Origin of the sequence: Bacillus siamensis KCTC 13613, assembly GCF_000262045.1 — a bacterium.
GTDB classification, from domain to species: Bacteria; Bacillota; Bacilli; order Bacillales; family Bacillaceae; genus Bacillus; species Bacillus siamensis.
On sequence record NZ_AJVF01000039.1, the window covers coordinates 365,189 to 389,314 of the forward strand.

General features: G+C 46.4%; 29 protein-coding genes. 28 read left to right on the top strand and 1 reads right to left on the bottom strand.

What is annotated here, in order from left to right; translation table 11 throughout:
* Nucleotides 1-22 precede the first annotated feature (22 nt).
* The 18 genes from spoIIR to Y79_RS0110555 all read left to right on the top strand — a co-directional run bounded on the left by spoIIR (nt 23) and on the right by Y79_RS0110555 (nt 14,202).
* A complete protein-coding gene (gene spoIIR / locus Y79_RS0110465) occupies nt 23-703 on the top strand; it encodes a stage II sporulation protein R (RefSeq protein ID WP_016937632.1) in 681 nt (226 codons plus the stop codon).
* Between the two features lie 72 nt (nt 704-775).
* The gene (locus Y79_RS0110470) at nt 776-1,219 is read left to right on the top strand and encodes a GNAT family N-acetyltransferase (RefSeq protein ID WP_029575296.1); all 444 of its coding nucleotides are present in this window, start codon (nt 776-778) and stop codon (nt 1,217-1,219) included.
* 156 nt (nt 1,220-1,375) lie between these two features.
* Nucleotides 1,376-2,416 carry an L-threonylcarbamoyladenylate synthase gene (locus tag Y79_RS0110475; protein WP_016937634.1) on the top strand — a complete coding sequence of 347 codons (1,041 nt, stop codon included), beginning with the start codon at nt 1,376-1,378 and terminating at the stop codon, nt 2,414-2,416.
* A 69-nt stretch (nt 2,417-2,485) separates the two neighbouring features.
* The gene (locus Y79_RS0110480; RefSeq protein WP_016937635.1) at nt 2,486-3,043 is read left to right on the top strand and encodes a manganese efflux pump MntP; all 558 of its coding nucleotides are present in this window, start codon (nt 2,486-2,488) and stop codon (nt 3,041-3,043) included.
* A gap of 73 nt (nt 3,044-3,116) precedes the next feature.
* Nucleotides 3,117-3,572: a low molecular weight protein arginine phosphatase gene (locus tag Y79_RS0110485; protein ID WP_016937636.1), complete on the top strand. Its 456-nt coding sequence runs from the start codon at nt 3,117-3,119 to the stop codon at nt 3,570-3,572.
* 132 nt (nt 3,573-3,704) lie between these two features.
* Nucleotides 3,705-4,154, top strand: coding sequence for a ribose 5-phosphate isomerase B (rpiB, locus tag Y79_RS0110490; protein ID WP_016937637.1), 450 nt, complete (start codon nt 3,705-3,707; stop codon nt 4,152-4,154).
* A 13-nt stretch (nt 4,155-4,167) separates the two neighbouring features.
* On the top strand, nt 4,168-4,710 hold the full coding sequence (locus tag Y79_RS0110495; protein ID WP_016937638.1) for a TIGR01440 family protein: 543 nt from the start codon (nt 4,168-4,170) through the stop codon (nt 4,708-4,710).
* Between the two features lie 147 nt (nt 4,711-4,857).
* On the top strand, nt 4,858-6,105 hold the full coding sequence (gene glyA, locus Y79_RS0110500; protein WP_016937639.1) for a serine hydroxymethyltransferase: 1,248 nt from the start codon (nt 4,858-4,860) through the stop codon (nt 6,103-6,105).
* A gap of 134 nt (nt 6,106-6,239) precedes the next feature.
* On the top strand, nt 6,240-6,869 hold the full coding sequence (gene upp / locus Y79_RS0110505; RefSeq protein WP_016937640.1) for a uracil phosphoribosyltransferase: 630 nt from the start codon (nt 6,240-6,242) through the stop codon (nt 6,867-6,869).
* Between the two features lie 419 nt (nt 6,870-7,288).
* Nucleotides 7,289-7,672, top strand: a complete 384-nt coding sequence (gene atpI / locus Y79_RS0110515) for an ATP synthase subunit I (RefSeq protein ID WP_013353910.1) — start codon at nt 7,289-7,291, stop codon at nt 7,670-7,672.
* Nucleotides 7,673-7,679: 7 nt separating this feature from the next.
* Nucleotides 7,680-8,414 (top strand): F0F1 ATP synthase subunit A, encoded by a 735-nt coding sequence (atpB, locus tag Y79_RS0110520; RefSeq protein ID WP_016937643.1) that lies wholly within the window; start codon nt 7,680-7,682, stop codon nt 8,412-8,414.
* A 46-nt stretch (nt 8,415-8,460) separates the two neighbouring features.
* Nucleotides 8,461-8,673, top strand: coding sequence for a F0F1 ATP synthase subunit C (gene atpE / locus Y79_RS0110525; protein WP_003151167.1), 213 nt, complete (start codon nt 8,461-8,463; stop codon nt 8,671-8,673).
* A 141-nt stretch (nt 8,674-8,814) separates the two neighbouring features.
* On the top strand, nt 8,815-9,327 hold the full coding sequence (gene atpF / locus Y79_RS0110530) for a F0F1 ATP synthase subunit B (RefSeq protein ID WP_016937644.1): 513 nt from the start codon (nt 8,815-8,817) through the stop codon (nt 9,325-9,327).
* Nucleotides 9,324-9,869 carry a F0F1 ATP synthase subunit delta gene (locus tag Y79_RS0110535; protein ID WP_003151169.1) on the top strand — a complete coding sequence of 182 codons (546 nt, stop codon included), beginning with the start codon at nt 9,324-9,326 and terminating at the stop codon, nt 9,867-9,869. The genes atpF and Y79_RS0110535 overlap by 4 nt, the downstream gene beginning before the upstream one ends.
* A gap of 16 nt (nt 9,870-9,885) precedes the next feature.
* On the top strand, nt 9,886-11,394 hold the full coding sequence (atpA, locus tag Y79_RS0110540; RefSeq protein WP_016937645.1) for a F0F1 ATP synthase subunit alpha: 1,509 nt from the start codon (nt 9,886-9,888) through the stop codon (nt 11,392-11,394).
* Between the two features lie 75 nt (nt 11,395-11,469).
* The gene (atpG, locus tag Y79_RS0110545) at nt 11,470-12,333 is read left to right on the top strand and encodes an ATP synthase F1 subunit gamma (protein ID WP_003151172.1); all 864 of its coding nucleotides are present in this window, start codon (nt 11,470-11,472) and stop codon (nt 12,331-12,333) included.
* 25 nt (nt 12,334-12,358) lie between these two features.
* Nucleotides 12,359-13,780: a F0F1 ATP synthase subunit beta gene (gene atpD / locus Y79_RS0110550; RefSeq protein ID WP_016937646.1), complete on the top strand. Its 1,422-nt coding sequence runs from the start codon at nt 12,359-12,361 to the stop codon at nt 13,778-13,780.
* 23 nt (nt 13,781-13,803) lie between these two features.
* Nucleotides 13,804-14,202, top strand: a complete 399-nt coding sequence (locus Y79_RS0110555) for a F0F1 ATP synthase subunit epsilon (RefSeq protein ID WP_013353907.1) — start codon at nt 13,804-13,806, stop codon at nt 14,200-14,202.
* Between the two features lie 44 nt (nt 14,203-14,246).
* Here Y79_RS0110555 and Y79_RS0110560 read toward each other — a convergent pair whose 3' ends face one another.
* Nucleotides 14,247-14,717 carry a hypothetical protein gene (locus tag Y79_RS0110560; protein WP_016937647.1) on the bottom strand — a complete coding sequence of 157 codons (471 nt, stop codon included), beginning with the start codon at nt 14,715-14,717 and terminating at the stop codon, nt 14,247-14,249.
* A gap of 172 nt (nt 14,718-14,889) precedes the next feature.
* On the opposite strand from Y79_RS0110560, the gene Y79_RS0110570 reads away from it, so the two are divergent.
* From Y79_RS0110570 to Y79_RS0110620, 10 genes are all read left to right on the top strand, one after another.
* A complete protein-coding gene (locus Y79_RS0110570; protein ID WP_007614366.1) occupies nt 14,890-15,120 on the top strand; it encodes a DUF1146 family protein in 231 nt (76 codons plus the stop codon).
* A gap of 141 nt (nt 15,121-15,261) precedes the next feature.
* Nucleotides 15,262-16,002: a YwmB family TATA-box binding protein gene (locus Y79_RS0110575; protein ID WP_016937649.1), complete on the top strand. Its 741-nt coding sequence runs from the start codon at nt 15,262-15,264 to the stop codon at nt 16,000-16,002.
* A gap of 33 nt (nt 16,003-16,035) precedes the next feature.
* Nucleotides 16,036-17,346 carry a UDP-N-acetylglucosamine 1-carboxyvinyltransferase gene (murA, locus tag Y79_RS0110580; RefSeq protein WP_016937650.1) on the top strand — a complete coding sequence of 437 codons (1,311 nt, stop codon included), beginning with the start codon at nt 16,036-16,038 and terminating at the stop codon, nt 17,344-17,346.
* Nucleotides 17,347-17,548: 202 nt separating this feature from the next.
* Nucleotides 17,549-18,580, top strand: a complete 1,032-nt coding sequence (spoIID, locus tag Y79_RS0110585) for a stage II sporulation protein D (protein ID WP_016937651.1) — start codon at nt 17,549-17,551, stop codon at nt 18,578-18,580.
* A 265-nt stretch (nt 18,581-18,845) separates the two neighbouring features.
* Nucleotides 18,846-19,532 carry a vWA domain-containing protein gene (locus Y79_RS0110590; RefSeq protein ID WP_016937652.1) on the top strand — a complete coding sequence of 229 codons (687 nt, stop codon included), beginning with the start codon at nt 18,846-18,848 and terminating at the stop codon, nt 19,530-19,532.
* Between the two features lie 308 nt (nt 19,533-19,840).
* Nucleotides 19,841-20,521, top strand: coding sequence for a VWA domain-containing protein (locus Y79_RS0110595; RefSeq protein ID WP_016937653.1), 681 nt, complete (start codon nt 19,841-19,843; stop codon nt 20,519-20,521).
* A gap of 85 nt (nt 20,522-20,606) precedes the next feature.
* Complete coding sequence (locus Y79_RS1000000121500) at nt 20,607-20,771, top strand: hypothetical protein (RefSeq protein ID WP_003151191.1); 165 nt, start codon at nt 20,607-20,609, stop codon at nt 20,769-20,771.
* Nucleotides 20,772-20,865: 94 nt separating this feature from the next.
* Nucleotides 20,866-21,654: a formate dehydrogenase accessory sulfurtransferase FdhD gene (fdhD, locus tag Y79_RS0110605; protein WP_016937654.1), complete on the top strand. Its 789-nt coding sequence runs from the start codon at nt 20,866-20,868 to the stop codon at nt 21,652-21,654.
* 17 nt (nt 21,655-21,671) lie between these two features.
* Nucleotides 21,672-22,697, top strand: a complete 1,026-nt coding sequence (moaA, locus tag Y79_RS0110610; RefSeq protein ID WP_016937655.1) for a GTP 3',8-cyclase MoaA — start codon at nt 21,672-21,674, stop codon at nt 22,695-22,697.
* A gap of 189 nt (nt 22,698-22,886) precedes the next feature.
* The gene (locus Y79_RS0110620) at nt 22,887-24,017 is read left to right on the top strand and encodes a response regulator aspartate phosphatase (protein WP_016937656.1); all 1,131 of its coding nucleotides are present in this window, start codon (nt 22,887-22,889) and stop codon (nt 24,015-24,017) included.
* The last annotated feature ends 109 nt before the right edge of the window (nt 24,018-24,126 follow it).

Consider the following 24,126-nt stretch of genomic DNA (forward strand, 5'->3'; position numbering starts at 1 on the left):
CGGAGAGGAACGGTGGGGACCGATGAAACAGACAATGATGATCTGCATATATATTTTTCTTTTATTATCAGGAGCGCTTGCGGGCTTGACGAAAGAAGAAACGGCACGGGCGTCAGCCAATGAGCCCGTTGTCATACCGGATGAAGCGATACGGCTTCGGATCTTAGCCAACAGTGATAAAGATGAGGATCAAAAGCTCAAGCGCCAGATCAGAGATGCTGTAAACAAGGAAATCACAGGCTGGGTGAAAGATATCACTTCTATTGAAGAAGCGCGGCGGCTCATCCGTTCAAAGCTTCCTGAAATTAAAGAAATCGCCAAACAAACAATGAAAGAAAAAGGTGCGCATCAATCCGTTTCAGTTGAATTCAATAAAATTTCGTTTCCGACAAAGCTTTACGGCAATATGGTCTATCCGGCCGGAAAATATGAAGCGATTTTAATTACCCTCGGCAATGGCGAGGGCGCCAACTGGTGGTGCGTCTTGTTTCCGCCGCTGTGCTTCCTTGATTTCTCAAACGGTGAAGCGGTGAAAGATCAGGAAGACGGCGGACAGAAGCAGGAAGAAACGAAAAAACAGACAGAAAAAGTGATGGATGACGTCAAAGCGAAAGCTGATAAAGCGAAGAAAGAAAATAAAGATGACGATGATACAGAAGTGAAGTTTTTCCTCGTCGATTGGATTTCAGATCTGTTTTCCTGAAGCAAAAAGGCATAAATCCGGATTCGATTCATAGATTGGAAGAAAGAGTTGATCGAAACGGAGGGGAAAGATATGTTTTATCAGCTGAGAGTGGCAAGAGATCAAGATACGGAGGCGCTGGAGGCCTTTTTGAAAAAGGCTGATACGGCACATGCGGAAATCGATCAGCAGATCAGCCGGTTTATCATGCTGGAGGACAGTGAGAAAGAGATTGCCGCCTGTCTCGGGATCGAAAAATTCAGCGGCGGAAAAGGGCTTCTCCGTTCACTCGTTATGTCGGACAGGCTGAACCAAAGCCATATCGTTACGCTGTTTCAAAGTATGGATGTGCTGTGCAAAAAACATGAAATTCAAGATGTCTACTTAGTCGCCAATCAGCCCTCATCTGCTGAATTTCTGAGTGTGATGGGATTTGAAGAATGCGCCGATGTGCCTGATGAACTGTATACGTCCGAGCATTTCCGCAATTCGTTATGCACAGAAGGTTCGTTTTTGATGGTGAAAACCTCTGCATAACCTCACTTATGCACAAAGTTATCCACTTATCGAAAAGTGTTGTCCACAGTTTGTGGATAACACTTGTTTTATTAAAGGACATCTTTTATACTTTCAAAAGGAATACATGAGAGAAAATAAAGTTTTACCGCTTTAAAATAAGGAGTTTGGTTATACATGAAAACAAGAAGATGGTTTGTGGATTCTTCCGCAAAATTATCCACAACCGATCCCCAGATTACACAAGCCGCGGAATTGCTCCGGCAGAATGAAGTTGTGGCTTTTCCGACAGAAACCGTTTACGGACTGGGCGCTAACGCTGAAAATACGGAAGCCGTAACGAAAATTTATGAGGCGAAAGGAAGGCCGAGCGATAATCCGCTGATTGTGCATATATCTGACATCAGCCAGCTTGATCGTTTTATCAGCCATATTCCTGAAACGGCGAAAAAGCTCATGACGCTTTTTTGGCCGGGCGCGCTGACTCTGGTCTTGCCGTGTAAGCCCGGCGTGCTGTCCCCCCGTGTCACCGCGGGACTTGAGACGGTAGCGGTCAGAATGCCTGATCATCCGGTGGCGTTAGCCCTCATCAGTTCGGCCGGACTGCCGATCGCAGCGCCGAGCGCCAATTTATCAGGAAAACCGAGCCCGACGAAGGCCGAGCATGTGGCTCATGATTTAAACGGCCGCATTGCCGGCATTGTGGACGGCGGAGCGACCGGAATCGGAGTGGAATCAACTGTTCTGTCCTGTACGGGGAAACAGCCCGTGCTGCTTCGTCCGGGCGGCGTGACAAAAGAACAGATTGAATCCGCAGCCGGTCCGGTTCTTGTGGATAAAGGGCTGACCGAAGAAGATCAGGTTCCTATTTCTCCCGGTATGAAATATACACACTATGCGCCTTCTGCGCCGATGGCTATTGCCGACGGCGGCGCCCTGAGAATTCAAGAGCTGGCTGACGAATATAAAAGCCGGGGAAAACGGATCGGCATTCTGACAACAGAGGAGAATGCCGATAGGTACCAGGCTGATTTTATTAAGGTATGCGGCCGGCGCGCCGACCTTGAAACAGTGGCGTCCGCCTTGTACGATGCGCTCCGCAGCTTTGATGATGCAAAAGTGGATATGATTATTTCTGAATCCTTTCCGGACACCGGAGTGGGACTCGCCATTATGAACAGGCTGATGAAGGCTGCGGGCGGCACCGTTATCCATTAACTTGTTCTACCCCTTTTCGGACATGCATAAGCTAAACAAGCGGGCACGTCCAAGGGGGTTTTTTATTTCATGTCGAATCTATTCATCGGGGAGCTTGTCTCCTTAAGCATCATGGCATTTGCTTTGGGGACGGATGCTTTTTCCGTCGGGCTCGGAATGGGAATGATTCAGCTGAAGAAAAAACAAATCTTTCATATAGGAATTGTCATCGGGCTGTTTCATGTCATCATGCCGCTGGCAGGAATGGCAGCCGGGCATCTGCTGTCCGGTTTTCTGGGGATGCTTGCCGTTTACATCGGCGGGTCTCTTCTTTTCATTTTAGGAGTGCAAATGATCATCGCTTCGTTTAAACAATCGGACGGGCCGCTCATATCTCCGGCAGGCTCGGGACTGTTCTTATTCGCGGTCGGTGTCAGTCTTGACAGTTTTTCTGTCGGGCTCAGCCTCGGGATGAACGGCTCCAACCCGATGCTGGCCGTTGCGCTGTTCGGAATCTTCAGCACCGTTTTAACATGGGCGGGGCTCTTGGCGGGAAGAAAGGTGCAATCATGGCTCGGCTCCTACAGCGAAGCCCTCGGCGGAGCCATTTTGATCGGATTCGGGCTGAAACTGCTTTTACCGATATAGGGCTGAGTAAAAAAGAAACGAAGATGCCGTTTCTTTTTTCTTCATTTATAATAGGCAGTAAGAGGTGACGGATATGAAAATAATCTTTGTTTGTACAGGCAATACGTGCCGCAGTCCCATGGCTGAGGCTCTTTTTAAATCCATTGCAGTAACGAAAGGGCTGGACGTCAGCGCAAGCTCTGCCGGAGTATTCGCGTCCCCGAACGGAAAAGCGTCGGCTCATGCCGTGGAAGCGCTGTTTGAAAAACGGATCGCTCTCAATCACAGTTCATCTCCCTTAACGGAAGAACATATCGAGACGGCCGATCTGGTGCTGACGATGACCGAACAGCATAAACAGCTGATCGAAAGCCGATATCAAAACAGTCATGGTAAAGTATTTACCATTAAAGAATACGTAACGGGAAAAAACGGCGATATTTCTGACCCGTTCGGCGGTCCGCTTGATGTTTATAAAAGGACGCGGGACGAACTGGAGGAACTGCTGACCCTTTTGGCTGACCAATTGCTTGACGGAAAAAGCAAGTAATCTGTCAGAAAACTGCAAACAGGTCATTTGCAAAACGAATATGAAAGAGTAGAATAAAATCAACGGATTTCGTAAAAAAGGACAAGCACACTGGGCTCTGTCTTCGCCCAGCCACACCTAGGAGGTAAATGAATGAAAGTAGCTATTGCGTCAGATCACGGCGGCGTCCATATCCGCGAAGAAATCAAAAGTCTGCTGGATGAATTGCAGATTGAATACATTGATATGGGCTGTGAATGCGGCAGCGGTTCTGTTGATTATTCTGACTACGCTTTTCCGGTAGCGGAAAAAGTGGTGAACGGTGAAGTTGACAGGGGAATTTTAATTTGCGGCACAGGCATCGGCATGAGCATTTCCGCAAACAAGGTAAAAGGAATACGCTGTGCGCTTGCGCATGACACCTTCAGCGCAAAAGCGACGCGGGAACACAATGATACGAATGTTCTTGCGATGGGGGAGCGCGTCATCGGCCCGGGTCTGGCGCGCGAAATCGCAAAAATCTGGCTGACGACTGAATTTACGGGCGGCCGCCACGAACGGCGGATCGGCAAAATCGCAGATTACGAAGAAAAAAATCTGTAAGAGGTGCTGGACAATGGAAGAGATGAAGCGAAAATGGACGGACATGCTGACTGAATTTCAAGAGCAGGCCGAACTTAAGGACGGCAGTCTGCTGGTCATCGGGTGCAGTACGAGTGAAGCCGCCGGAAGCCGGATCGGCACCGCGGGGAGCGGCGATTGGGCTGAATTGATTTACGGCGGACTTGCCCGGTTCAAGGAAAAAACGGGTGTTCATCTTGCTTTTCAATGCTGCGAGCATTTAAACAGGGCGCTTGTCATTGAGGCGGAAACGGCCGAGCGGTTCAGGCTCCCCATCGTTTCAGCCGTCCCCGTCCCGAAAGCGGGCGGAGCGATGGCTTCATATGCATACCGGCAAATGCAATCTCCCGTGCTCGCTGAATCGATTCAGGCTGACGCCGGAATTGACATCGGTGATACGTTCATCGGCATGCATTTAAAACCCGTTGCCGTCCCTGTCCGGATATCAAGCCGTGAGCTCGGAGAAGCGCATGTGACGATGGCCCGGACAAGGCCGAAGCTGATCGGCGGAATTCGCGCCGTTTATGAATGCGAATGATGAAAATGCTTTTCCTATATAATGTTCGTGTTTTCCAATTAAATATTGTGTTTTTTTTAAATAAGCTGTTACATTCACCTGAAAAACCATGTACAATAAGGGTGGTAAAAATAAAGAACAGGAAACGGATAGGAGAGGATTTCGCTGATGAAACATTTACCTGCACAAGATCAACAAGTGTTTAACGCCATTAAAAATGAGCGTAAGCGTCAACAGACTAATATCGAATTAATTGCTTCTGAAAACTTCGTGACGGAAGCGGTAATGGAAGCGCAAGGCTCTGTTTTAACAAACAAATATGCTGAAGGCTACCCCGGCAAACGCTACTACGGCGGCTGTGAGCACGTTGATGTCGTCGAGGACATCGCCCGCGACCGCGCGAAAGAGATTTTCGGAGCTGAGCATGTAAACGTTCAGCCGCACTCAGGCGCTCAGGCGAACATGGCTGTTTACTTCACGATTTTAGAGCACGGCGACACGGTGCTCGGGATGAACCTCTCCCACGGCGGCCACTTAACACACGGAAGCCCGGTTAATTTCAGCGGCGTTCAATACAACTTTGTTGAATACGGTGTCGATAAAGACACGCAATATATAGATTATGAAGATGTTCGTGAAAAAGCGCTGGCGCATAAGCCGAAACTGATCGTTGCCGGAGCAAGCGCGTATCCCCGCACGATCGACTTTAAAAAATTCCGCGAAATCGCTGATGAAGTCGGCGCTTACTTCATGGTCGACATGGCGCACATCGCGGGTCTTGTCGCGGCCGGCCTTCATCCGAATCCGGTTCCTTACGCTGACTTTGTAACGACAACGACTCACAAAACACTTCGCGGACCGCGCGGAGGAATGATCCTTTGCCGTGAAGAGTTCGGCAAAAAGATTGATAAATCCATTTTTCCGGGCATCCAAGGCGGACCGCTTATGCATGTCATCGCGGCCAAAGCCGTTTCTTTCGGGGAAGTGCTTGAAGAAGATTTCAAAACATATGCGCAAAACGTCATCTCGAACGCGAAGCGTCTTGCTGAATCTCTGACCAAAGAGGGCATTCAGCTCGTATCAGGCGGAACGGATAACCACCTCGTGCTTGTCGACCTCCGTTCTCTCGGTCTGACCGGAAAAGTCGCTGAACATGTTCTTGATGAAATCGGCATTACATCTAATAAAAACGCGATCCCTTATGATCCGGAAAAACCGTTTGTCACAAGCGGAATCCGTCTCGGTACGGCAGCTGTGACAAGCCGCGGATTTGACGGTGACGCACTTGAAGAAGTCGGCGCCATCATCGGCCTTGCGCTGAAAAATCATGAAGACAAAGCAAAGCTTGAAGAAGCAAGACAGCGTGTATCTGCCTTGACTGAAAAGTTTCCTTTATATAAAGAACTGGACTATTAATAAGGAAGAAATCCGCCGGAAGCCTAATCCGGCGGGTTTTTTTATGATTTTCTTGAAACTGTTTGTCTTTTTCTGTAGAATCAATAGAAGTGTGAAAAAGTTACTCGGACAACAAAAAAGGAGCTGAACACAGTATGGGAAAGGTTTACGTATTTGATCATCCTTTAATCCAGCATAAGCTGACATATATTCGGAATGAAAATACAGGCACAAAGGATTTCAGAGACCTTGTGGACGAAGTTGCATCACTGATGGCGTTTGAAATTACACGTGATCTTCCTCTTAAAGAAGTGGAAGTGAAAACACCTGTTCAAACAGCCACATCCAAAGTGATTTCAGGGAAGAAACTCGGTATCGTGCCGATCCTGAGAGCGGGTCTCGGAATGGTTGACGGCATGCTGAAATTAATCCCTGCGGCCAAAGTGGGACATGTCGGATTATACCGTGATCCGGAAACCTTAAAACCGGTGGAATACTATGTTAAGCTTCCTTCTGATGTGGAAGAACGTGATTTTATTGTCGTGGACCCGATGCTTGCAACGGGAGGCTCTGCGGTTGAAGCAATAAACAGCCTGAAAAAACGCGGGGCGAGAAACATTCGTTTCATGTGTCTCGTAGCGGCTCCTGAAGGCGTGGAAGAGCTGCAGAAACACCATTCAGACGTTGATATTTACATCGCGGCCCTGGATGAAAAGCTGAATGAAAAAGGCTATATCGTTCCGGGTCTCGGTGACGCGGGTGACAGACTGTACGGAACAAAATAAATCGGAAAACCTCATTCAGAGGTTTTCTTTTTTTATCCAAATTTTTGCTGAAAGGGGAGAGTTCATACATTTATAGGTGAATTTGTGAACATTCTGTGTATGCTTCCGGTATAAAAAGTTTTTTAACTTTAAACAGATTGACACATGTTAGGGGCTATTGTATGCTAAACGAGGGTATTATGAGAAGGTTTTCATTCCTTTCATTTCTAGTATCCATCCTCATTTTAAATCCTCCAAAAAAACCCGTTATATGAGGATTTATCTAAGCGAATGAAACAGCATCCCGCATCAGGAGGATGAGTGGTTTTTTCGAACAGGCCGTTTTTTTGCGGGACAAAAAAGGCCTTCTGCAAAGGGTTAACCGCATGTATGCCGTATCCAGGAATTATATTACTTTTTCATCAGGAGACAGATAGTTGATGGACGATCCCAATCTTACATTCAGCAGACAACGGAGATATGTATTTGTGATCTTGGCAATCTATTTGCTGGGATATGGTCTTACGGCGTATAAAACTGTTTTTCTAGGCCTCTTTTTGGGAACTGTTTTCAGTTTGTTTAATCTGTGGCTCTTGACCAGAAGAATGAATGCTTTTGACAAGGCCGTAGCGAAAGGAAAGTCCATACGATCACTCGGGAGCGCAGCGCGTTGGTGCAATGCGATACTTGCGATGGCTATCGCCTTTAAATATCCCGACAAAGTCAGTGTGGCAAGTGTGATTATTGGATTAATGACAATTTATCCCGTCATTATGATAGATTCCATTATTCAGCTCAAACGTTCATCAATGGAAGAGAGGTGAAAACCCATTGAATCACGATTACAGAACTATTGATTTGTATGGTCTTACTTTTAATCTGACAAACATTCTGATGATTACTGTGGCAAGTGTGATTGTGCTGCTGATTGCGATTCTTACTACGAGAACGCTGTCCATCCGTCCGGGAAAAGCCCAGAACTTCATGGAATGGATTGTTGATTTTGTCCGCAATATTATAGGCAGTACAATGGATTTAAAGACAGGGGCTAACTTCTTGGCGCTTGGTGTAACCTTGCTGATGTACATATTTGTATCAAATATGCTGGGGCTGCCGTTTTCTGTAACGGTCGGACACGAGCTTTGGTGGAAATCACCGACGGCTGATCCGGCTATTACTCTGACTCTAGCCGTTATGGTCGTGTCATTAACACACTATTACGGCGTGAAGATGAAAGGTTTGAAGGAATATTCTAAGGATTACCTCAGACCGGTTCCGCTTATGTTCCCGATGAAGATCATTGAGGAGTTTGCGAATACGCTGACACTCGGACTTCGTCTTTACGGTAACATTTTCGCCGGGGAAATTCTTCTTGGCCTTCTTGCAAATCTGGCGACGAATTTCTACTCAAACAGTTTCTTTCTCGGTTTGGTCGGCACAGTCGGAGCCATTATTCCGATGCTTGCATGGCAGGCGTTCAGCTTGTTCATCGGTACCATCCAGGCATTTATCTTTACGATGCTGACGATGGTGTACATGTCACACAAAATCAGTCATGATCATTAAAATCATATATCCAATTCGGATAACATTTTAAAGGAGGAACTTTTTCATGAATTTAATAGCAGCTGCGATTGCAATCGGTTTAGGTGCACTTGGTGCAGGTATTGGTAACGGTTTGATTGTTTCACGTACGGTAGAGGGAATTGCCCGTCAGCCGGAAGCAGGAAAAGAACTTAGAACTCTTATGTTCATGGGTATCGCATTGGTTGAGGCCCTTCCAATTATCGCTGTCGTTATCGCGTTCTTAGCGTTCTTTGGCTAAGCATAAAAGCCTTATATGAACTAAAAATGGCGAAGATCACTCTAAGAGAACCTTCGCCATTGCTTTATGTCTGATAAGCAGGCCGTCTTGAAACGGCTTTTATCAGCAGAGAAAACCTGCAGAAGGGAGTTGCCGTAGTAGATGTCTCAATTACCTCTTGAATTAGGACTGTCGTTTAACGGCGGAGATATCCTATTCCAATTGTTAGCTATGTTAGTTTTATTAGCGCTTCTCAAGAAATTCGCTCTTGGACCGCTATTAAATATAATGAAACAGCGTGAAGATCATATCACCGGCGAAATTACGTCCGCTGAAGAAAGAAATAAAGAAGCGCAGAAGCTGATTGAAGAGCAGCGCGTTCTTTTAAAAGAAGCGAAACAGGAATCACAATCACTCATTGAAAATGCGAAAAAACTGGGTGAAAAGCAGAAGGAAGATATTATCCAGGCTGCGCGCGCCGAGTCTGAAAGATTAAAAGAAGCGGCGAGAACCGAAATTGTCAAAGAAAAAGAACAAGCGGTTTCCGCACTTCGCGAGCAAGTCGCATCACTTTCTGTCTTAATCGCATCGAAAGTGATCGAAAAAGAGCTTGATGAACAAGCCCAGGAGAAACTGATTCAGGACTATCTTAAAGAGGTAGGAGAGAGCCGATGAGTGGATCTGCTGTCTCTAAACGATACGCGTCAGCGCTTTTCGACATTGCCGTTGAGACTTCTCAAATCAATGAAATCGAAGAAGAGCTTACCGTACTAAAAGAAGTTTTCCGGAACGAAGCCGGATTACAGGAAGTGTTAAGCCATCCGAAGGTATCGGCTGCTAAGAAAAAAGAGCTGATTCAGCAATCGTTCGGCGCACTGTCTGAGTCTGTGCTGCATACGATTTTTCTTCTGATTGACCGCCGCCGGTCTTCGATTGTGCCTGATCTCACAGACGAGTTTATCAAACTTGCCAATCAGGCCCGTCAGACAGAGGATGCGGTTGTTTATTCAGTAAAACCGCTGTCAGAAGCGGAAATGTTATCATTATCTCAAGTGTTTGCAAAAAAAGCCGGAATCGCTTCGCTCAGAATCAGAAATGAAGTGCAGACGGATTTAATAGGCGGCATTAAAGTCCGCATTGGAAACCGGATTTATGACGGAAGCGTGAGCGGAAAGCTTGAGCGCATGGAACGTCAACTTGCCGGAGGAAATCGATAGAAGGGGTGAAACCTAAGTGAGCATCAAAGCTGAAGAGATTAGCACGCTGATAAAGCAGCAAATTCAAAATTACCAATCTGAAATTGAAGTTCATGACGTAGGTACAGTCATCCAAGTCGGAGACGGTATTGCGCGTGTGCACGGCCTTGACAATTGTATGGCCGGTGAACTTGTTGAGTTTTCAAACGGCGTTTTGGGTATGGCTCAAAACCTTGAAGAATCCAACGTAGGTATCGTTATCTTAGGACCTTACAGAGATATCCGTGAAGGTGATGAGGTCAAAAGAACGGGCCGCATCATGGAAGTTCCTGTAGGTGAAGAATTAATCGGACGTATCGTCAACCCGCTCGGACAGCCGGTAGACGGAATGGGCCCGATTCTGACAAGCAAAACCCGCCCGATCGAAAGCCAGGCACCAGGCGTAATGGACCGTAAATCGGTACATGAGCCGCTGCAAACGGGTATCAAAGCGATCGACGCGTTAATTCCGATCGGCCGCGGACAGCGTGAGCTGATTATCGGGGACCGTCAGACAGGTAAAACATCTGTTGCGATTGATACAATCTTAAACCAAAAAGACCAAGACATGATCTGTGTGTATGTAGCGATCGGTCAAAAAGAATCTACAGTACGCGGCGTGGTGGAAACACTTCGTAAGCATGGCGCGCTTGATTACACGATTGTTGTGACGGCGTCTGCTTCACAGCCGGCTCCGCTTCTTTACCTTGCACCGTATGCAGGGGTGACAATGGGTGAAGAATTCATGTACAACGGCAAGCACGTTCTCGTCGTATATGATGATTTATCCAAACAAGCGGCCGCTTACCGTGAGCTGTCATTGCTTCTTCGCCGTCCGCCGGGCCGTGAAGCATTCCCTGGGGATGTATTCTATCTTCACTCCCGTCTGCTTGAGCGCGCAGCCAAGCTGAGTGACGCTAAAGGCGCAGGATCAATTACGGCGCTGCCGTTCGTCGAAACACAAGCAGGAGATATCTCCGCTTATATCCCGACAAACGTCATTTCCATTACTGACGGACAGATTTTCCTTCAATCCGACTTATTCTTCTCAGGCGTGCGTCCTGCGATCAATGCCGGATTATCCGTATCCCGTGTCGGCGGATCAGCCCAAATCAAAGCGATGAAGAAGGTAGCGGGAACATTGCGTCTTGACCTTGCTTCATACCGTGAACTTGAAGCATTCGCCCAATTCGGATCTGATCTTGACCAGGCGACTCAGGCGAAACTGAACCGCGGTGCGCGTACAGTTGAAGTGCTGAAACAAGACTTGAATAAGCCGCTTCCGGTTGAAAAACAGGTAGCCATTCTTTATGCGCTGACAAAAGGATATCTTGATGATATTCCGGTTGCGGATATCAGACGTTTTGAAGAAGAGTACTACATGTACCTTGATCAAAACCATAAAGATCTGCTTGACGGCATTGCGAAAACAGGAAACCTTCCTGCTGATGAAGACTTCAAAGCTGCAATCGAAGGCTTCAAACGCACATTTGCACCAAGCAACTAACCCTTAGAAGATGAGAGAAAAAGGTTCTCTTTTTCTCTCTTTTTACGCAAATGAAGAATAAAGGTGGTGAAATCTTTGGCCTCATTACGCGATATTAAGTCAAGGATCACGTCAACGAAAAAAACAAGCCAGATTACAAAAGCCATGCAGATGGTATCCGCTGCGAAGCTGAACCGTGCGGAAACCAACGCGAAGTCATTTGCTCCGTATATGGATAAGATCCAGGAGGTTGTGTTTAACGTCGGAAAAGGCGCGAAAAACGCGAAACACCCGATGCTTGTCTCAAGAGAAGTGAAAAAGACGGCGTATCTCGTCATTACGTCTGACCGCGGGCTTGCGGGTGCGTTTAACAGTTCGGTTTTGCGAAACGCTTACCGCACCATTCAAGAACGCCATCAGTCTAAAGATGAATACACGGTGATTGCAATCGGCAGAGTCGGCCGCGATTTCTTCAAAAAACGGGAAATGCCGATTTTGTCTGAGTTAGTGGGGCTTGGCGACGAGGTCACTTTTGCTCAGATTAAGGATTTGACCCGTCAGACGGTTCAAATGTTTATCGACGGCGCTTTTGATGAACTGCATTTGGTGTATAACCATTTCGTCAGTGCGATTTCACAGGAAGTGACGGAGAAAAAAGTGCTGCCTTTAACGGATTTCGGAACGAGCGGCGGGAAGCGCACGGCTTCTTACGAGTTCGAACCGGATGAAGAAGAGGTGCTCGAAGTGCTGCTTCCTCAATATGCGGAAAGCTTAATTTACGGCGCGCTTCTTGACAGTAAAGCAAGTGAACACGCTGCGAGAATGACAGCAATGAAAAATGCGACTGATAATGCGAAAGAACTCATTGATTCACTTTCGCTTTCATATAACCGCGCGCGTCAAGCGGCGATTACACAAGAAATTACCGAAATTGTCGGCGGTGCAGCCGCTTTAGAATAGAAAGATTTTGTCAGGAGGGATAGCGATGAAGAAAGGACGCGTAAGTCAGGTGCTTGGACCGGTTGTCGACGTACGTTTCGAGGACGGCCACTTGCCTGCGATTTATAATGCGATTAAAGTTTCACAGCCAGCTACAGGCGAAAATGAAGTAGGCATCGATCTAACGCTAGAGGTTGCTCTTCATTTAGGCGATGATACAGTCCGTACAATTGCCATGGCATCTACGGACGGAATTCAGCGCGGAATGGAAGCAGTTGATACAGGTGCTCCGATTTCCGTTCCTGTCGGTGATGTGACTCTCGGACGCGTATTTAACGTACTGGGAGATAAAATTGATTTAAATGAACCGCTGCCTGCGGATGCTCAAAAGGACCCGATCCACAGATCAGCTCCTTCATTCGATCAGCTTTCAACTGAGGTTGAAATTCTTGAAACGGGAATTAAGGTCGTTGACCTGCTCGCTCCTTACATCAAGGGCGGTAAAATCGGATTGTTCGGCGGTGCCGGTGTAGGTAAAACCGTATTAATCCAGGAATTAATCAACAACATCGCGCAAGAGCACGGCGGTATTTCCGTATTCGCCGGTGTAGGAGAGCGTACTCGTGAAGGGAACGACCTTTTCTACGAAATGAGCGATTCAGGCGTTATCAAGAAAACAGCCATGGTCTTCGGACAAATGAACGAGCCGCCGGGCGCACGTATGCGTGTAGCACTGACTGGTCTTACAATGGCTGAGCATTTCCGTGATAAACAAGGACAGGACGTACTGTTCTTTATCGATAACATTTTCCGTTTCACACAAGCGGGTTCAGAGGTTTCCGCGCTTCTCGGCCGTATGCCTTCTGCGGTTGGTTATCAGCCGACGCTTGCGACAGAAATGGGTCAGCTTCAAGAGCGTATTACGTCTACAAACGTTGGTTCAGTTACATCTATCCAGGCGATCTACGTGCCTGCCGATGACTATACTGACCCGGCTCCGGCGACGACGTTCGCTCACTTGGACGCAACGACTAACCTTGAGCGTAAATTAACTGAGATGGGTATCTACCCTGCGGTTGATCCGCTGGCTTCCACTTCCCGCGCGCTTGCTCCGGAAATTGTCGGAGAAGAGCATTATGCGGTGGCGCGTGAAGTTCAGTCAACGCTTCAGCGTTACAAAGAACTGCAGGATATTATCGCAATTCTCGGTATGGATGAATTGGGTGAAGAAGACAAGCTTGTCGTTCACCGCGCACGCCGTATCCAGTTCTTCCTTTCTCAAAACTTCCACGTAGCTGAGCAGTTTACGGGACAAAAGGGTTCTTACGTGCCTGTTAAAGAAACAGTTAAAGGCTTTAAAGAAATCCTTTCCGGTAAATATGACCATCTTCCGGAAGATGCATTCCGTCTTGTGGGACGCATTGAAGAAGTCATTGAGAATGCAAAAGAGATGGGTGTAGAAGTTTAATCTGGTCCTAGGAGGGTAAAAGCATGAAGACCGTTAAAGTCAATATCGTTACTCCCGACGGCCCAGTATATGATGCTGATATTGAAATGGTAAGCGTAAGAGCCGAGAGCGGTGATCTCGGTATCTTGCCGGGCCATATTCCGACCGTGGCTCCGCTTAAAATCGGCGCTGTCCGCCTAAAAAAAGACGGACAGACTGACTTGGCGGCTGTCAGCGGCGGATTTTTAGAAGTCCGCCCTGATCAGGTCACTATCCTTGCACAAGCCGCTGAAACTGCGGACAGCATTGATAAAGAGCGCGCCCTTGCTGCGAAAAAGCGGGCGGAAGACCGTTTGAACAAACGATCAGATGATACTGACATTCGTCGGGCTGAGCTTGCGTTACAGCGGGCTGTAAACAGATTGGATGTTGCAGGAAACTAAAAAAGAATCCTTCTCGGCTGTCTGAGAAGGATTCTTTTTCTATATTAACGCATAAGAGATTCATAGACGCCGATAAGCGGATGATCCTCTTCTTTTTGCAGATATAAATGTTCACAGCAGTTGTCAGTGTGCCACGTTTTGTTTCCTCTTCGCACGCCCGTCGTATAGGCGCCGTCCGTATACGGATAAGGTTTAACGACCCATTCGGCATCGTCATGGTGTCTGATGGCGCAATCAATGACATACACACTGAGCATTTTCTCAAATTCGTCAATCGGCAGATTCCAGTCCGCCAATAGCAGCTCTTTTATGCTGCGGAAGTAGAGAGCTTCTAATTTCTTCAGGCTTCCGTGTGAATAATCAAGAGAAATGTTGAAAAACTGACATAATTCTTTCAGTTCCTCTGTTTGAGACTGTCTATAATCATAGTAGAATGCTATCGCTTCCCACTCGTGGTCAAATACGGGCAGTGATTCTCCATACTGCTTTTCCGGATGAAAAAAGGAATGATTCATATTCCCATCTCCTTTCCAAAAAAGTATACCATGCGGGAGAACGGACATTTAAGCGGAGATTGCCCCTAATTTTGGATAAAAATTCTGCTGTGAAAATGATCATCTTTCTCTTTTCTTCTTATATAATAAGAGAGGATATGAGGGGCGGAAAAAATGAAAGGAGATGGAATGTGTGAATGTATTGGGGCAGCAGGCCGCAATCAGCATTCTGGTTCATCTGGTATGCATTGCGGTGACATGGTGGGCGCTTCAGGCCGTCAACTTTGATCCGCTGATCCGAAAAGGAAAAATAGTGCAGGCAAGGCTGCTGATTATTCTTCTTACCATTGCGATCGGAACGGCAGTCGCTGACTTCTTTTTAGATTATCTTACCTATTCGAAGCAGCTTCCATACTTGTTTTAAGGTTTTTCGTCAGTTGAAATGAAGGGAATCGCTGGGGGAGAAACCAATTTTTCTTCACCCGTTTGGCGAGTTTTGACGAAGTTTTCCATGTATCGCTTTCCCCGGCTCCGGCAAAAATGGGAGTAAGGGGGAGAGATCGATATGAAGAAAAAAAGAGCAGGCCGTATCATCTTGTTTTTTGTTTTTTTAAGCGCCTTAATTGCGGTATTTCATTCCATTCATGCAAGTGAGCTGTCTCCGCTTGCCCAGATTGCTGAAGGAATGGAGCGGCAGCATGTCACTGTAGATGAGTGGACGCTTCATGCGAAAGAAAATCTGAACCTGTCACTGAGTGAATTTGATGACAAGGTGAAAGAACTGAAGACGCAGAATCCGCAATATCAGTGGGAAACCGCTCAAGAAGATAAAATTGTAAAGGCTGTCGGCACGTATTCTGACAAAAAAAATCATACAACTTTTAAACTGCAGCTCGTCACTACCCTCAAAAACCAGAACCCAACTTCGTATTTATTATATGAGCAAATGAGCCCGGAGCAACCGGAAAACTGGAATGATACATATGAACAGTTTGAACGGCAGGCACATGACATATTTCAAAATAAAGTATTTATTTTTACTTGTCTAAAGGGTCATTTAAATGATAATATGAGTATTGTTTTGCAAAAAAAAGCAGAACAGCTCATGAAAGAATTTGAAGCAAGTCCAGTTGAACATGTAGTTGAGCCTCATTTCGTTTCTGTTTCTGCATTTACATATAAGTGGACAGATTACATCATGACATCTAAACATAAGATGAATGTGCAAATTGCGCTTAGAAGTGCGGGAATGGGCGAAAAACATACCGTTACGGTTGGCACACCAATCGTGACAACTGAATATTAATATAGAGAATATAGGGACGCGGAGGGGAATACCTTGGAAAAAATCATCGTCCGCGGCGGTCAGAAGTTAAACGGCACAGTGAAAGTTGAAGGAGCAAAAAATGCCGTTTTACCTGTTATCGCTGCATCTTTATTAGCAAGTGAAGAAAAAAGCGTAATATGTGATGTACCTACGCTCTCCGATGTATATACAATTAATGAAGTGTTGCGTCATTTAGGAGCAGATGTGCATTTTGAGAATAATGAAGTTACCGTAAACGCTTCTTACGCTTTAGAAACAGAAGCACCTTTTGAATATGTGCGTAAAATGCGCGCGTCAGTGCTTGTAATGGGCCCTCTATTAGCCCGTACGGGTCATTCAAGAGTAGCGCTTCCGGGCGGCTGCGCTATCGGTTCAAGACCGATTGACCAGCATTTAAAAGGCTTTGAAGCAATGGGTGCAAAAATCAAAGTAGGCAACGGCTTTATTGAAGCGGAAGTGGAAGGCCGTCTGCAGGGCGCAAAAATCTATTTAGATTTCCCAAGTGTGGGTGCGACAGAAAACTTGATTATGGCAGCTGCATTAGCTGAAGGAACAACAACGCTTGAAAACGTGGCAAAAGAGCCTGAAATCGTTGACTTAGCGAACTATATCAATGCGATGGGCGGAAAAATCCGCGGAGCCGGCACAGGCACCATTAAAATTGAAGGTGTCGAGAAGCTTCGCGGCGTAAGACATAATATCATTCCTGACCGTATTGAAGCGGGTACTTTTATGGTGGCTGCGGCTATCACGGAAGGAAATGTATTAGTAAAAGGTGCGGTTCCTGAGCATCTTACGTCTTTAATTGCGAAGATGGAAGAAATGGGAGTCAAAATTACGGATGAAGGAGAAGGCCTTCGTGTCATCGGTCCTGCCCAGCTGAAGCCGATCGACATCAAAACGATGCCTCACCCCGGATTCCCGACTGACATGCAGTCGCAAATGATGGCGCTGCTTCTCCGTGCGAGCGGAACAAGCATGATTACTGAAACTGTGTTTGAAAACCGTTTTATGCATGCTGAAGAATTCCGCCGGATGAATGGCGACATTAAAATTGAAGGACGTTCTGTGATCATTAACGGTCCTGTACAGCTGCAAGGCGCAGAAGTTGCCGCTACGGACCTGCGTGCGGGCGCGGCGCTGATTCTTGCGGGATTAGTGGCTGAAGGTCATACACGCGTTACGGAACTGAAGCACTTGGATCGCGGTTATGTGGATTTCCATAAAAAACTTGCGGCTCTCGGCGCTGACATTGAGCGTGTCGTTGATGAAACGGCCGCTGAACAAGAAAGCAAAGAAGCCGTTACTGACTTAAACGCATAAAGGTTATAAAAACAGTATGTCAATCTGGCATACTGTTTTTTTTATAGGGTTTATCATCATTATTATGCTCTGATTTTCAAAAAAGAATACGTTTTTGGCGTGAAAAATCGAATAAAGATTCTGTCCAAAAGGAAGTCATATTAGCTTGTCCCTGCCCATAAGATGAAGTAGAGTCGAATCCCAAGCAGGAGGCAGCTGATATATGAAACCCATTGTATTTCTACTATCCGGGCTATGTGTACTTATTCTTCTTGTTCCCACCATTCTCGTTCTTCCGTTTCAGGCAGAAAAAGGAGCGGCCGCGAATAAAGAGCCCGGACACAAAACAGCACACACCATACGAGAGACAAAAGGAGCAGAAACATTGAAAGAATCACCTGTATCCATTCCGGTTTATCGGACATCCAAACATTCTGTAGAGAACATTCCGCTTGAAGAGTACGTGACCGGAGTTGTAGCTTCCGAAATGCCCGTTGACTTTAAACCGGAGGCCTTAAAAGCCCAGGCGCTCGCTGCCCGGACATTCATCGTCAGACTGATGGTCGCTGACTCAGCCGTTCAGGCGCCTAAAGGATCGCTGGTGGATGACACACAGATGTTCCAAGTCTATCAAAGCAAGAGCCAGCTGAAAAAAGAATGGGGTTCTGAGTACGCACAAAACCTTAAGAAAATCACAAACGCGGTGGCCGGCACCCAAGGAAAGATTTTAACGTATGACAACAAACCGATTGAGGCATCTTTTTTCTCTACAAGCAACGGCTACACGGAAAATGCGGAAGCCTATTGGACAAGCGCCATTCCTTATTTAAAGAGTGTGAAAAGCCCTTGGGATAAGAAATCGCCTAAATATCTCGCCACCCAGACCTTCAGTGTGTCTGAGTTTCAGCAAAAGCTCGGCGTGCAGCTTTCAGGACAAAGCACGGTGGGGCAGATTACGGCCAGAACACCGGGGCATCAAGTGGCGACGGCCGTCATAAACGGCAAGAAGCTGAAGGGCAGAGACATCCGGGAAAAACTCGGACTCCGCTCTGCCGACTTTGAATGGAAACGAAACGGGAGCAGCATCACTATTACGACAAAGGGGTTCGGCCATGGCGTGGGCATGAGCCAGTACGGAGCCAATTACATGGCGGAGCAGGGAAAATCCGTGACGGACATCGTCAAGCATTACTATCAGGGAGTGAACATTTCCGAGGCCGCTTCATTTTTAAACAAATATATGGCGAAAAAGTAGACGCTGTCATCAGCGTCTACTTTTTCGGAAAACTATTCCATAAACGGTAAAACAACCAACGGACTCATATAACGAAAGGCTAAAGGCTGACAATTGCGGATAGATGGCTGCGCACCGGGTGAAAATCACTGATAAAAATGCCGCTTCTATGTGAATGTACGCAAAAATAATGAGGAAGCCCGTCCTATTTATTTCCCTTTTCATCTCATTTACGATAAATATTGTTCAGCGTTGAACGTAAATCTATTGAAAAGGGGAAAAAGCAATGAAAAAAACATTTTCACTCATACTTATGCTCGGATTGATGCTGACTGCTGCATCTCCTGCTTTTGCTGCTGAGAAAGCAGACGAGAACACTTTTTTATTCAGAAACAATACCGCCATTTTACTTGATGCGAGCGGCAGTATGGCGAAACGGATAGACGGCGTATCTAAATACAATATGGCAAAAGATGAAATCATCCGTTTTGCGGATCGAATTAAGTCTACATCACAAGTCAGAATGACGGTTTTCGGTTCGGAAGGCAATAATAAAAATTCCGGAAAAGTTCAATCATGTGAAGCCATTCGCGGTGTGTACGGGTTCCAAAAGTTTGACAGACAAAGCTTCCTCAACTCTCTGAACGGAATCGGGCCTACAGGCTGGACACCGATTGCAAAAGCATTAGAAGATGCGAAGGCTTCTTTTAACGGTGTTCATAAATTCGGCTTTAAATCCGTTTACCTGTTGACAGACGGTGAGGAGACATGCGGCGGAGATCCTATTAAGACGGCGAAAGAACTTCGCAAACATCATATTAAAGTCAACGTGATCGGTTTTGACTTTAAGGAAGGCTTCAACGGCCAGCTGCACGCGATTGCCGGAGCGGGCGGAGGAAAATATTACGAAGCTCACAGCCAAAAGGATATGAACCGTATCTTTACAATGGAAGCGAGATCATTAGCGGAATAAGAAAAAGGTGCCGTTTATCGGCCCTTTTTTTATGTTTGATTTAACAAAATTTTCATGAAGAGATGAAGAGAAAACTGTAAAAAGAATCAGATCCCGGACTTATATTACAAAAAGGGCGAAAAAGGCATTAAAACTGTCATCATTTAGCCAATCTTTTTAGGATGATGCGCATAATTCTGTTCATTTTTGGTCATATATCGCCGTTCTTACAAAAGGCATCACGCCCTATATCTTTTTCCAAATAGCTAAACTAGCATAGAGAAGAGCCGGGGCCCATCGGCAAAAACAAATGGAGAGGAATGAAGGAAATGAAAAAAATGTTTACTGCGGGGATTGTCGGACTTTTGACGCTCTCACTCGGATCACCTGTTTTTGCGGCTGAGAAAAAGCAAGAGGAAACCAACGTCGCTGTGCTGTTTGATGCAAGCGGAAGCATGATACAAAAAACGGGGGGAGAACGTAAAATAGATGTTGCGAAAGATGCTGTCACCTCTTTTGCGAAAGTTCTTCCTGAAGACACGAATCTGATGCTTCGGGTATTCGGCCATAAGGGCAATAATAAAAACTCCGGCAAAGCCGTATCATGTAACGCGACAGAAACGTTATACGGACTTCAGCCGTACGCCGTGACTCCGTTTGAGCAATCACTCAGCAAAATTAAACCGACAGGCTGGACACCGATAGCAAAAGCGCTTTCTGATACGCGCGAAGAATTTGAGCGGGCCGGCGCTAAAGGGAAAAACGTCGTATACCTGATTACAGACGGTGAAGAAACATGCGGCGGTAATCCTCAGGCTGAAATTCAAAAGCTCCGTAAAGCGAACGTCAACACAATCGTCAATATCATCGGCTTCAACTTCGGCATGAAAGGAAGCGAAAGCCTTGAAAAAGCGGCGGAAGCAGGAGGCGGGACGTATGTCTCAGCTGACAGCGCGGACGAGTTCAAACAGGCTTGGGAAGACGCTGCAAAGGATTTAGCAAAAGAATAGGCTGAAAAAGGACGCCCGCGCGGCGTCTTTTTTGTTTAGAAAACGGAACCGCGGGAATGATACGACTAAAAGGAGATGAACGCTGTTGTTAAAAGGAGCAGGCATTATATTAGTGCTGGCGGCAGTCGTTTTTGTACTGATAGGAATTTTTCTGAAGCTTGCCGCCTTCATATTTGTCAGTATATTGGCCATTATCGCCGCAGTTATTTTATTCACCATTTTGAGCAGACATCATCGCAACGAAACATAGAGTCCGAAGAGGGCTCTTTTTTTAAACCGCAAATTCGACAAAATACAGGGATTATGGAAGAATAAAAGAGAAGGATACTGCGGAGGGGAAAACAGTGGATGAAAAAACAACGGCGGTAAGAGAAATATACCGCTATGAAAAAGGGGTATTAACAAAAACGGCAGATCGGATGGTATCAGAGTATCCATTGACTGTCATGGTGAACGGGCAGGAATTTGTTACGCTCGTCTGCACGCCCGACCACTTAGAGGAACTCGTTATCGGATTTCTCGCGTCAGAAGGCGTCATTCGTTTTGAAAAAGAGATCAAAAGCTTTACGATAGATGAAAGTCTCGGATTTGCATATGTGGAGCTGACGAATCCCGAAGTGCTTGAGCAAAAAGACTATACGAAGAGAGTGATCGGTTCATGCTGCGGGAAAGGCCGCCATTTTTACTTTCAGCAGGATGTGAAAACGGCCAAAACCGCCGTCAGCCGCATCACCATAACTCCTGAAACGTGTCTTCGCCTCATGAAGGAGATGCAAAGCGAAAGCGGCACATTCCAGGAAACGGGCGGCGTCCATAATGCGGCGCTGTGCGATACGGAAAAGATGCTCTTCATGAGGACGGATATCGGGCGCCACAATGCGCTGGATAAGCTGTACGGCAACTGCCTGAAAAACGGAGTGCCGGTCCGTGACAAGCTGATTGTCTTCAGCGGACGGATTTCCTCAGAGGTTTTATTGAAAGCCGCAAAAATCGGCGTGTCGATTGTCATTTCAAAATCGGCGCCGACGGAGCTTGCGCTGCAAATGGCGGAAGAGCTGAACATGACGGCGATAGGCTTTGTCAGAAACGGATCGTTTAACGTATACACACATCCTGAACGGGTTGAACAATAGAAAGGGGTCTTGGGCTTATGAATACAGAAACGCGCCGCGTGTCAGACAAAAGGGAAAGGCCGCTCAGGGATCTCCGTATCTCTGTAACCGACCGCTGCAATTTCAGATGCACGTACTGTATGCCAGCCGAACTGTTCGGACCGGATTATCCATTTCTGCAAAAGACGGAACTGCTCTCATTTGAGGAGCTTGAACGGCTTGCCAAACTGTTTGTCGGCCGCTTCGGCGTTGAAAAAATCAGGCTGACGGGCGGGGAGCCGCTGATGAGAAAAGATATGCCTGAATTGATCAAAAAGCTTGCGCGCATCCCGGGGCTTAACGATATTGCGATGACGACGAACGGCTCTCTGCTTCCCGTGTATGCGGAAAAGCTGAAGCAGGCGGGGCTGCATCGCGTGACCGTCAGCCTTGATTCTTTAGAGGATGAGCGGTTTAAGGCCATTAACGGCCGCGGCGTCTCGGTGAACAAGGTGCTCGAGGGCATTGAAGCGGCAAAAGCGGCCGGACTCGGTGTGAAAATCAATATGGTTGTTCAAAAGGGCGTCAATGAAAAAGACATCCTGCCGATGGCCCGCTATTTTAAAGAAAAGGGTCATATTCTTCGGTTTATTGAATTTATGGATGTCGGCAATACAAATCAATGGAATAAAAAAGACGTCATCACGAAGGCTGAGATCATTGATCTGATCAATCAGCACATGCCGGCGGAGCCGATAGAAGCGAATTATAAAGGAGAGGTCGCTTCCAGATTCCGCTATCTCGACGGTTCCGGCGAAATCGGCGTGATTTCCTCCGTCTCGGATGCATTTTGCGCCTCCTGCAACAGAGCGCGTCTGTCGGCAAGGGGCGAGCTTTTTACGTGCCTGTTCGCTTCTAGCGGCTTCGATGTGCGGAAGCTTGTGCGCGGCGGCCTGACTGATGACGAATTGACGGAATCCATCGCCTCTGTCTGGAGAAATCGCACGGATCAGTATTCAATTGACCGCGCGCTTTCTAAAACAGATGGGAAAAAGAAAGTGGAAATGTCGTATATAGGCGGATGAATAAAGGCTTGCCCGAACAAGGGCAGGCTTTTTTATTCAAATGAAGCTCCGGCCTGTTCAAAAAAAACCGATGCCGGCCGAAATATATGATAGGAATTTTGATGCAGGACGATCAAGTTATTCAATTCCAAAGCCATACAATATGTTAAAATATAACCAATAGAAATTAGAAAAGGTTGTGAAAGGGGCATGACCGCATACGAGATTCCGTCATCTCAAGTTGGAGTCAAGATCAACAAATGGTACAAGCACATTTTAGCGTTTCAAGCGGCTGATGCCATTAAGCTGAAAGAGGAAATTGATGAGGATATACAACGTATGGAGGAAGACCAGCTGCTGCTGTTATATTACCAGCTGATCAGCTACCGCCATCATATTATGCTTGATTACGTCAAGCCGGATTTCACCGAACAATCTCAAATTCAGTACAGCGAGCTGCAAAAGACGATCGAAAGCACGGACAGCATATCGGGACTGTCCGAGTATTATTTCCATTTGTTCAGAGGAATGTATGAGTTCGATCAGAATAACTATGTTGCGGCTATTTCTTTTTACCGGAAAGCGGAAAAACTCCTTTCATTTGTCGAGGATGATATAGAGAGGGCGGAATTCCATTTCAAGATGTCTGAAGTGTTTTACGTCATGAAGCAGACTCATTTCTCCATGAATCACGGGATTCAGGCGCTGGATACATATATGAAACACGATTTTTACAGAGTGCGGAGAATACAGTGCCATTTCGTCATCTCAGGAAACTATATCGACTGCAAAAACTACGACAAAGCGCTTGAGCATTTAGACGAAGCGCTCCGCCTTTCTTTGCTTGAAGGACAGCCCCGCCTGATCGGGTCTTCGCTTTACAATCTGGGGAATTGTTATTCTGAAAAGCGTGATCTGGCTGAAGCGGCCCGTTATTTTAGAAAAGCGGTGCCCGTTTTTGAAGAACATCAGCTTGAACAGCTTCCGAAGGCGCTGTTCAGCTTAACACACACCCTTTTCAGGCTGCGTGATGACGAAGCGGCCCTTACTTATTATGAAAAAGGGGTCACGATCGCGAAGGAACGCGGCGACCGATTCAGTTTAGAGAAATATAAGTTTTTACAAGCGCTTTACCTGGAATCCCTCAATATGGACTTAATCCATGAAGTGTTTGACTATATGAATGAAAAATCGCTGTATGTGTATATTGAAGATTTCGCCTTGGAGGCTGCCATATACACAAGCGCCCATGAGCAATATAAAGAAGCGGCGTATTTTTATGAAAAAGTGATTCACATGAGAGAAAACATTCAAAAAGAACAATGTTTATACGATATATAAATTTTCTAACCATCTGATCGGCAGATGGTTATTTTTTTATGCACATTATGAGGTTTGAGCGTTGAAGAAATCGGAAAAATCGCAAAAGAGGGAAAAACGGACGATTGAA